The organism is Candidatus Burkholderia verschuerenii (genome assembly GCF_001189365.1).
Taxonomy (GTDB): domain Bacteria; phylum Pseudomonadota; class Gammaproteobacteria; order Burkholderiales; family Burkholderiaceae; genus Caballeronia; species Caballeronia verschuerenii.
This window is the reverse complement of the sequence record NZ_LFJJ01000182.1, coordinates 1-9164: the sequence shown is the minus strand read 5'-3', so window position 1 is coordinate 9164 and position 9164 is coordinate 1. Positions and strand designations below refer to the sequence as shown.

The following is a 9164-nucleotide window of genomic DNA, read 5'->3' as shown; positions in this document are numbered from 1 at the left end:
GTTCTCGCTCCAGATTGGACACGAGAACCTCGATTCCCTTACGTCCCACGATCGTCTCCCGCACACCATAAGTCGATCATAGAACATGTTGGATTTATATAAAGTTATTTCTGGGACGGAACACTAGCAAGCAGTTCGAACGCATGCCGCGCGGGCAGCGTGTTGCGCAGGATGTAAGGCCGGTTGTCCGGATAGCGCTGCGCGCGCCAATTGGTGATCAGCAGACGGATCGCGAGTCGCGCCAGTACGAGATCGAAGACATGCCTGATCTCGTTCTCGAACAACGGAATGCGTTGGGCATATCCCTCGATCACGTCGAGAATGCATCCGATCGGATCGGCATCGCCATGCAGTTCATACGATGCACAGACCGCGACCTCGTTCACCAGTGGCGCGCGCACCATATCGCCGAAATCGATGATGCCCGACACCGAGTCGGAATCGCTCGGGTTCAGAAGCAGGTTGTTGTTGTTCGCGTCGTTGTGGATGATCTGCGTGCGCAACGGTTCGACCTGCGGCCGCACCTCCACGTCGAAACGCTCCAGAAAGTGCGCGACCGACCGCCTCAACGCACTGTCCTCGATCACACCCACGATATCGAGCAACTGCGCCGCATGCATCAGGTCCCAGCACAGCACGCGCCGGTCGCTCGGATGCGTGTAGCCGGCCAGCGCGTCGTCCAGTTGCGCGAGTGTCCTGCCGAAGTTGATCCGGCGCTGCCGCGTGCTCGGACGCGCCGCAGCAGGATCGCCTTGAAGAAAGCTCACCAGCGAGCCGAAGAAACCCTCGCCGTCACGATTCGATACGGAGAATTCGTCGTGTCCCGCGAGCGTCGGGATCAACCGGGGAACGGGAAGCGTCGGATCGGATGCTTCGATATGACGCAACACGCCGCTCTGGAACTCGCGAATCGGTTTCGTATCGGCAGGCATTGCTGATCTTGAGCACGAGGCGTTTGCCCAGCGCGTCCGTCAATAGAAACGTGCGGTCGCGTTCGCCGGACAACTCGCTCGCGCGGACGTCGAGCCCGTATTCCTTCGATGCAATCCGCTCCGCTTCCTCCGTCGAGAATCGTGGCGAGGGCGTGTTCAGATGCTGATCCAGATCGAGCGCGGTGGCGGTAGTACTACTAAGGACAGAGCGGGTCATTGAATTTTTTGGCGATCACGAGAACGGGTCGATGCAGCCGAAACGGACGACTTGCGCCATCGTCCGTCCGGCTCGGGGTTGCGCTATTTGCCGTGGTACGCCGCCGCGGCGCCTGCTGCCGTGACGAAGCCTTCGGCGACATCCTCCGCGATGGCCTGCGGATCGCGCAGCGCCTGGTCGCCGTATCCGCCGCCGCCCGGCACGACGAGTTCGACGCGATCGCCCGGATTCAGCGTGATGTTCGAATACTTGCTCGACGATGCCTTGCCGAAACGCTGCACCGCGCTCGCCCATGCCTCGCCGCCGTCGGTCTGAAACAGCGTCTTGCTCATGCCGCCGGGCTGGCCGCCGAACAGGCCGTAGGGCGGCAACTGCTGACGGTCCGTGCACTGGCTTGCCGTGATCGACATCGTGTCGATATGCAGCACGCGCCGGAAGCCGAGGCCGCCGCGCCACTGGCCCGCGCCGCCCGAGTCGGGCACGAGTTCGAAGCATTCGACCGTGATCGGATAGCGCGTCTCGAAGACTTCGGTCGGGCTGAAGCGACAGTTGCCGTTGATCGCCGTGACGGCATCGTTGCCGTCCGCGCCGTGACGTCCGCCCCAGCCGCCGCACATCAGGTCGTAGCAGGCGAAATACTCGCTGGTGGCGTCGTCGGTGCCGCCGAAGACGAAATTGTTGCTGGTGGCGGATTCGGATGCCATCGCGCGTTGCGGCGCGGCCGCCGACATTGCCGCGATCACCATGTTTGCAAGCCGTGGATGCGTTTCCGTATTGCCGGCGACGAGCGGACCCGGATAGTCGACGTTCGTGATCGAGCCGGGCCGCGCCAGCACGCGAATCGGGCGAAAACAGCCGGAATTCTTCGGAACGGTCGAATCGGTCATATGCAGCAGACCGTTGTAGGTCGCGCCCATCGTCACGCCGAGCGTGGCATTGATCGGGCCGCGCGCCTGCGGAGAACTGCGCGAATAATCGGCCACGACCTCGTCGCCGCGCACGTGGATATCCACGCTGATACGGCGCTGCTCCGCCGTGATGCCATCGTTCTCGATGATGTCGTCGAAGCTGTACACGCCATCGGGAAACGCCTGAATCTCGGCGCGCATGCGGCGCTCGGAGTAGTTCATCAGGTCGTCGCTGGTCTGCTGGAACACCACCTTGCCGTACTTTTCGACTGTTTCCATCAGGCGCTTTTCGCCTAGATCGACCGCCGCGATCATGGCACGCAGATCGCCGAAGTTGGTGCGCGGCGTGCGCGTGTTGGCGAGCAGCAGCTTCCATACGTCGTCGACGTCCTTGCCTTCGCGCCGGATCATCACGGGCGGCACGCGCAAGCCTTCATGGAAGATCTCGGTCGATTCGCCCGAGAACGCGCCCGGCACCGAGCCGCCGATTTCCGCGATATGCCCGATACACACCGCAAAGCCCATGATTTCGCCATCCACGAAAATCGGCTTGAAGAACGTATGTTCCGGCATGTGCAGACCGCCGCGATAGGGATCGTTGTGAAGGATCACATCGCCTTCCTTCAATCCCTTCATGTCGATTTCCTGCATGCACGACTGAATCAGTAGCGGCATGCCGCCGATCATGGTTGGACAGAACTCCGCGCAGGCGATCATCTCGCCGCGCGTATTGGCCAGCGCGCAGGTAAAGTCGAGCCCTTCGTTGAAGATAGTCGAGTAGGACGTCTTCATTAGCAGGATGCCCATTTCGCGGCAGATGGACCACCATCACCGAATCGAGGATGTTCATCATCACCAGATCCTGCCCGAGCGGCGGCACCGCGCCGAGCACCTGGGGCACCTTGTCGTATGCGCCGGGCTGCGCCGCGCTCCAGTGTTCGCACCAGTCGCTGCAAAAGCGCGTCCGTCCGCGCTGCGATGCGGGGCTGCCGTAGATCAGCTTCCCGCAATTGCTGCACTTGATGTATTCCTCGATGAAGTAGCCGTTTTCCGAGAATCGCGTGCTGGCTCCTAGTTGGCCTGAATGATGAGGTGGCCGAACGCATCGACCGTCAGGGTCTGGCCGGGAATGACCAGCGTGATGGACGCCGCTTCCTCGACCACGGCCGGGCCTGCGATCGACTGTCCCGCGAGCAGGTCGTCGCGCCAGAAGATCGGCGTATCGAGCGTGCCTTCGATAAAGCCCACGTTGCGACGGCTGCGCGGCGCGGGCGCGTCGGTGCTCTTCGCGAGTTCGGGCAAGGTCGGATGCTGCGTGATGGCGAGCACCGTGGCGCTGAAGGTCACGATCTCGATGACTTCGCCCGGCGTCGAAAAGCCGAAGCGGCTCTTGTGCGCGGCGTGGAACGCTTCCCACAAGCCGTCTTCCGCACCGGCGCGTTCGAACGCGGCCGGTTCGATCGGCAGTTCCAGTTCGTAGTTCTGGCCGAGATAGCGCATCTCCAGACTGCATTCGGTGACGAGGTTGTCGCGATAGCCCTGCGACGTGAGCTCCGTCACGCATTCCTTGATCAGCGAACTCATCATTTCGTGAGCACGATTGCGATCGAAGGTGGTCGTCGTCATCTGCATGGTGCGCTGACGATCGACGCGCGCGCTCGCATGCAGAAAGCCGTACGCTGAAAACTGACCGGGATTGTGCGGAATGATGGCGCGCGGAATGCCCATCTCCGCGATCAGTTCGGCTGCGTGAGGCGGACCCGCGCCGCCGAAGGCGTTGATGATGAATTCTCGGTGATCGTAGCCTTCCTCGATGAGGATGGAATTGAGCGCGCCGATCATGCTGGTGGTGGCAATACGCACGATCGCGAGCGCCGTTTCATGCACGGTCATGCCGAGCTGGCTCGCGAGCGCCGACACGATGCGATTTGCCGCCTCGCCATCGAGCGTCATGCGTCCGCCGAGGAAATTCCCCGGTGAGATACGGCCGAGCACCACGTTGGCGTCGGTGACGGTCGCGCCGGTGCCGCCACGGCCATAGCAAGCCGGTCCCGGCGACGAGCCCGCGCTCTGCGGACCGACGCGCAGCATGCCACCCTTGTCGATCCGAGCGAGCCGCCGCCCGCGCCGATGGTGCGGATATCGAGCATCGGAATCTGGATCGGCAGGCCCCATTCGATCTCGAACGCAGTGGTGAAGCGCTCACGCTGATTCATCACCGTGGACACGTCAGTCGAGGTGCCGCCCATGTCGAGCGTGACCATCTTTTCCGCGCCTGTGATCTCAGTCAGAAAACGGCTTGCGATCACACCGCCGGACGGCCCGGACACCAGCAGATGGATGGGGTTTTGCGCTACTGCCTCGGGCAGCGCTTCGCCACCGGTCGACTTGATCACGGCCTTGTGCGCGACCTGTCCGCCCTGTTCGAGCCGCTCGCGCATGGTCAGCATCTGGCTCGCGACGATGGGCTTGAGATACGCATCGGCGATGGTCGTGGATGCGCGCTCGTATTCCTTCCACTTCGGCACGACATCGTATGAGAGCGACACGGGAAGCTGCGGCGCCACGCGCGCGAAGATCTCGCGGATGCGCAGTTCATGCACGGGATTCAGATACGAGAACAGCAGGCAAACCGCGACGGCTTCGATCGAGTCGTCGCTGGCGATGGACTTCGCGAGCGCTTCGACCTCGGCGTCATTCAAGGCCTGCATGACTTCGCCGGAAGCCGACAGCCGCTCCGCGACTTCGTGGCAATGCCGGCGCTTCACGAGCGGCTTCGGTTTCACCCACGTCATGTCGTAGTGATAGCGGCGATTGCCTCGCTGAATGAAGGGCACATCGCGAAAGCCCGCAGTCGTGATGTACGCGACGCTCGCGCCCTTGCGTTCGAGCACGGCATTGGTCGCGACCGTCGTGCCGATGCGCAGATTGACGATATCGGCCGGATCAATCCGGTCGGCCAGTCCCGTCAGGATGCCCTTGACCGGATCGCCCGGCACGGTCAGTTGTTTCCAGGCGCGCACTTCGTTCGTATTGCGATCGTGCGCCACAAAGTCGGTGAACGTTCCGCCGACATCGATTCCCACCGTGTAGCCCATGAATGTCTCTCCGTTAAAGTGAGATCACAGTAATCGAAACTTTAGCGATTCAAAAATAAAAATCATCAGGGTTAACCATTAATTTCAGGCCGCAATCGACGGCGAAGCCGCGCACAGCACCAGTTTTAAAGGCGATTTTTCATCTAAAGCGGCTAAAAAACATTTTTGATAATGGTTTTTAGGTGCTATTGTGAGATCACAGTTTGCAGACGCAGAGATCTTCCGATGCGAGTCAGGCGAGTCATTGCCGATCTCGATGGCCCGGAAACTCGTCTCAAGTTTCGTATCACTAATCGTTGGACAGAGCGGTAACAAGGTCTTCGACACATTCATTTTTGGAGAAGGGATGAACGCGCTAAGCCTGTGCAAGCAAGTTGCAACCGGATGCAGTCTGTACGCCGCACTGTGGATGCCGGCGCATGCCGCCGCCGGCGACTGGAAGCCATTCAAGCTCTACGCCTACGATGGCGAGCAACGCACCGAGCAGACCTTCGAGGCCGTGCCCAAGCCGGACAAGAAGTACAAGCTGTGCGCGGTCATTCCCCACTTGAAGGACAGCTACTGGGTCGGTGTCGATTACGGACTGACCGAGGAAGCGAAGCGGCTCGGCGCGAGCATCAACATCTACGAGGCGGGCGGCTATGACAATCTGCCCAAGCAGATCGCGCAGTTCGACGATTGCCTCGCCTCGAATCCCGACGCCATTCTCGCCGCGCCGATTTCGGAATCGGGCCTCGGGCCGAAGATGATGCAGGCGATGAAGAAGGGCATTCCGGTGATTTCGTTCGTGAATCCCGTCACGAATACGCCAATCACGTCGAAGATCTTCGTGAACTTCGTCGACAAGGGCTACATGACCGGCAAGTATGTGAAGGACGCGCTCGGTGCGACCGGCGGCACGGTCGGCGTGTTTCCCGGCACACAGGGCTCGGGCTGGGCGGAGAGTTATCTCGAAGGCTTCAACAAGTCGATCGAGGGATCGAAGCTCAAGAGCGCGCCCGCGAAATTCGGGGATTCAGGCCTGTCGATCCAGACTCGCCTCGTCGAAGATACGCTTCAGTCCAATCCGAATCTCGTCGCGATCTGGGGCGCCGCGACTGCCGCGGAAGGCGCCGTCGGTGCGCTCGCGGAAGCGGGGATGAACAAGACGCTGATCGTCGGCCATAGCGAGGATCAGGCGGTGCTCAAGTATGTCGCATAAAAGAAGATCGCGGCGGCAGGGATCGAGTATCCGGTGATGCAGGCGCGCATCGCCGTGGATCTGGCGGTCAAGGCATTGCAGAAGCAGCCGATCGACAAGCACTACGCGGTGATTCCCTTCGTCCTGACGCCCGAGAACTATTCCTCGATCGACATGAACCAGGAAAAAGCGCCGGATAATTTCCAGCCGGTGTTCTCGGTGCAGTGAGCGGGCATGACCGGCAGCGCCGGTCTGTCTTGTCCAGTCTGAAACTCTCTGTCCGGAGGCCTTGCGGAGCGTCGCATGATATTAAGCGCCAAAGCCATCAGCAAGACGTTTAGCGGAAACCGCGCGTTGAGCCAAGTGGACTTCGATCTCAACGCCGACGAGGTCCATGTCCTGTTCGGCGAGAACGGAGCGGGCAAATCCACGCTGATCAATATTCTGTTGGGCGTGTTGCAGCCCGACGATCCCGGTCTGACGATCGACGGCGTCGCGATCACGAAGCTGGATCCGACGCGCGCCAACGATCTGGGCATCGCCGTCGTGCTGCAGGAATTCAGCCTGGTGCCCACGATGTCGGTGATCGACAACCTGTTTCTGGGCCGGGAGCTCAAAGGAACGGGATTCATCGACCGCCGGAAGATGCGGCAGGTCGCGACCACGCGCTTGTCGGAACTCGGATTCCGCATCGACCTGAACCGGCGCGTGAGCGAATTGTCGCGCGCCGAGCGGCAGATGGTGGAGATCGCCAAGGCCATCATCCGCAAGCCGCGCATCCTCGTGCTGGACGAGCCGACCGCCTCGCTCACCGACAGCGAAGCCGATCACGTGCTCGACATCGTGCAGAAACTGCGGGCGAGCGGTGTCGGCATCGTCTATGTGTCGCATCGGCTGCGCGAGATTCAGTCGCTGGCCGATCGCGTGTCCGTGCTGCGCAACGGCGTGCTCGTCGGCACCGTGACGCGCGCGGAAGGCATCACGGAGGGGCGGCTCGTCGCGATGATGACAGGCCGGCAAATCGGTTCGCTGTTTCCCGTGATCGACCATGCGCCGGGCAAGCCGTGCCTCGAAATCGAATCGATCTGCGCAGGCGACGGCTCGTTCGCGGATGTCAGCCTCAACGTGTCGGCGGGCGAGGTGGTCGGCATCGCGGGTCTGGTGGGATGCGGTAAGGGTTCGGTCGGCCGCGCCGTGTTCGGGCTGCATGCGACCGCAAAGGGCCGCATCCGGCTGAATCAGCAGGATATTCGGCCGCGCTCGCCGCGTCAGATGCTGCGCGCGGGCGTGTGCTATTTCCCCTCCGACCGCAATGCCGAAGGGCTGGCCGGGATTCGTTCGATCGCGGAGAACTGCGCGATCGCCTCGCTCGATCTGGCGAAGTTCGGCTGGATTCGCCAGGAGCACGAGCAGACGGTCGTGCGCGACGCCATGAAGCGTCTCGCCGTCAAGCCGATGGACCCCAGCGCGGCGGTCGCGTCGCTGTCGGGTGGCAACCGTCAGAAGGTGATGCTGGCGCGCGGTCTCCTGCGCAAGACGGATGTCTTCATCTTCGACGAACCAACGGTCGGTATCGACGTGGGCGCGAAGATTGAGGTGTATCAGTTCATCGCCGATCTCGTGGCGCGTGGGGCGGCGGTGCTGCTGATTTCGTCGGAACTGTCGGAAGTGCTCGCGCTCAGCCGGCGCATCTACGTCATGCACGAAGGCAGCATCGTGCGTGAGTTGCAAGGAGAGAACATGACGCAGGAAAACATTCTCGAAGGGTTTTTCGGGCATCGGTTGCAGAACGATGAACGGGAGGTCGCGTGAATACGCTCACGGCTGCCGCTCATGCGCCGGAGGGACGGCGCACGTTCCGGTTCGCGTCGGTGGTGCTCGGCTATGGCATTGCGCCGATCCTGTGCGTGCTGATCGTCGCGTTTCTCGCCTGGACCGAACCGCGTTTCTTTTCGCGCCTCAACCTGCTCAACGTGTCGCGCAATTTTTCGCTGCTGGGGCTCGCGGCGACAGGGCAGGCGCTCGTGATGATCGCGGGCGGCTTCGACATGTCGGTGGGCGCGGCGATGGCGCTCGCGTCCATCGTCCAGGTCAGCGCGATGGTCTGGTTCGGCGCGCATTTTCCCGCGCAGCCGGCGGTGATGGTGTGCGTTGCGGGCATCGTCGCGGCCGCGCTGGCGGGCGGGCTGCTCGGGTTGACGAACGCGCTGGTCCTGACGCGACTCAAAGTCGTGCCATTCATGGCGACGCTCGCCGTGACGTATGTCGTGGTCGGCGGGCTGCTCTACTACACGAAAGGCGTACCGCTTTACGGCGTGCCCGACGGCTTCACGGATTTCGTCGGACGCGGCACGCTGCTGTCCGTTCCCGTCATCACGTGGATCGGGTTGATCGTGATCGGTCTCGTGTCGGTCATGCTGACGTATTCGCGCCTCGGGCGTCATGTTTATGCGGTGGGCGGCCATGCGCCGGCGGCGCGCATCGGGTGTCGCGGTCGAGCGGACACTGGTTGTCTGCTACGTGCTGTCGGCGCTGTGCGCGGCGCTCGCGGGCGTGCTGTGGACGGGGGGCGCGGCTCGGCACCGGCGAACCGACGCTCGGCGGCAATACGGCCATCGAGTCGATTGCGGCGGCCGTGCTCGGTGGCGTGTCGCTGCGCGGCGGGCAGGGCGGCATCTGGCGCGTCACCGCCGCGGCACTGTTTCTGAGTGCGCCGGTAGACCGGCAAGGAGTAGGTGGTGAAAGTCCACTGCGATGAAGGAGTAGCGAACCACATCGGCCCCGAGCCGTGCGCAGGTCACCGCGAGGTGATCGGCGAAGCGTCGGCAG

General features: G+C 62.3%; 8 protein-coding genes and 1 pseudogene. 5 read left to right on the top strand and 4 right to left on the bottom strand.

The annotated features are described in order from the left end of the window. Positions 1-104: 104 nt before the first annotated feature. Together BVER_RS23500 and BVER_RS23495 are read right to left on the bottom strand one after the other, a co-directional pair. On the bottom strand, positions 105-932 hold the full coding sequence (locus tag BVER_RS23500; RefSeq protein WP_050455336.1) for a phosphotransferase: 828 nt from the start codon (positions 930-932) through the stop codon (positions 105-107). A gap of 300 nt (positions 933-1232) precedes the next feature. Then, complete coding sequence (locus BVER_RS23495; protein ID WP_269750796.1) at positions 1233-2876, bottom strand: hydantoinase B/oxoprolinase family protein; 1644 nt, start codon at positions 2874-2876, stop codon at positions 1233-1235. A gap of 23 nt (positions 2877-2899) precedes the next feature. Between BVER_RS23495 and BVER_RS32805 the strand changes: the two genes are divergently transcribed. Continuing rightward, positions 2900-3052 (top strand): hypothetical protein, encoded by a 153-nt coding sequence (locus tag BVER_RS32805; RefSeq protein WP_198155343.1) that lies wholly within the window; start codon positions 2900-2902, stop codon positions 3050-3052. A 76-nt stretch (positions 3053-3128) separates the two neighbouring features. Here BVER_RS32805 and BVER_RS34460 read toward each other — a convergent pair whose 3' ends face one another. Together BVER_RS34460 and BVER_RS32795 are read right to left on the bottom strand one after the other, a co-directional pair. Further along, complete coding sequence (locus BVER_RS34460) at positions 3129-3641, bottom strand: hydantoinase/oxoprolinase family protein (protein ID WP_232316726.1); 513 nt, start codon at positions 3639-3641, stop codon at positions 3129-3131. Between the two features lie 123 nt (positions 3642-3764). Continuing rightward, positions 3765-5155: pseudogene (locus tag BVER_RS32795) on the bottom strand (hydantoinase/oxoprolinase family protein); the annotation flags it as partial. 346 nt (positions 5156-5501) lie between these two features. Between BVER_RS32795 and torT the strand changes: the two are divergent. The 4 genes from torT (at position 5502) to BVER_RS23475 (ending at position 9043) form a co-directional block, all read left to right on the top strand. Further along, entirely contained in the window at positions 5502-6356 is an 855-nt protein-coding gene (gene torT, locus BVER_RS23485) for a TMAO reductase system periplasmic protein TorT (protein WP_050455334.1), read from the top strand. A 36-nt stretch (positions 6357-6392) separates the two neighbouring features. After that, positions 6393-6563 carry a hypothetical protein gene (locus BVER_RS31830; protein ID WP_198155341.1) on the top strand — a complete coding sequence of 57 codons (171 nt, stop codon included), beginning with the start codon at positions 6393-6395 and terminating at the stop codon, positions 6561-6563. A gap of 135 nt (positions 6564-6698) precedes the next feature. Next, positions 6699-8147: a sugar ABC transporter ATP-binding protein gene (locus BVER_RS23480; RefSeq protein WP_232316725.1), complete on the top strand. Its 1449-nt coding sequence runs from the start codon at positions 6699-6701 to the stop codon at positions 8145-8147. Further along, a complete protein-coding gene (locus BVER_RS23475; RefSeq protein WP_050455333.1) occupies positions 8144-9043 on the top strand; it encodes an ABC transporter permease in 900 nt (299 codons plus the stop codon). Before BVER_RS23480 ends, BVER_RS23475 begins: the two co-directional genes overlap by 4 nt. Positions 9044-9164: the final 121 nt, after the last annotated feature.

Coding starts and splice junctions, on each gene's coding strand:
- BVER_RS23500 (WP_050455336.1), bottom strand. CDS start 932: ATGCCTGCCGATACGAAACCGATTCGCGAGTTCCAGAGCGGCGTGTTG.
- torT (WP_050455334.1), top strand. CDS start 5,502: ATGAACGCGCTAAGCCTGTGCAAGCAAGTTGCAACCGGATGCAGTCTG.
- BVER_RS31830 (WP_198155341.1), top strand. CDS start 6,393: ATGCAGGCGCGCATCGCCGTGGATCTGGCGGTCAAGGCATTGCAGAAG.
- BVER_RS32805 (WP_198155343.1), top strand. CDS start 2,900: ATGTTCATCATCACCAGATCCTGCCCGAGCGGCGGCACCGCGCCGAGC.
- BVER_RS34460 (WP_232316726.1), bottom strand. CDS start 3,641: ATGAGTTCGCTGATCAAGGAATGCGTGACGGAGCTCACGTCGCAGGGC.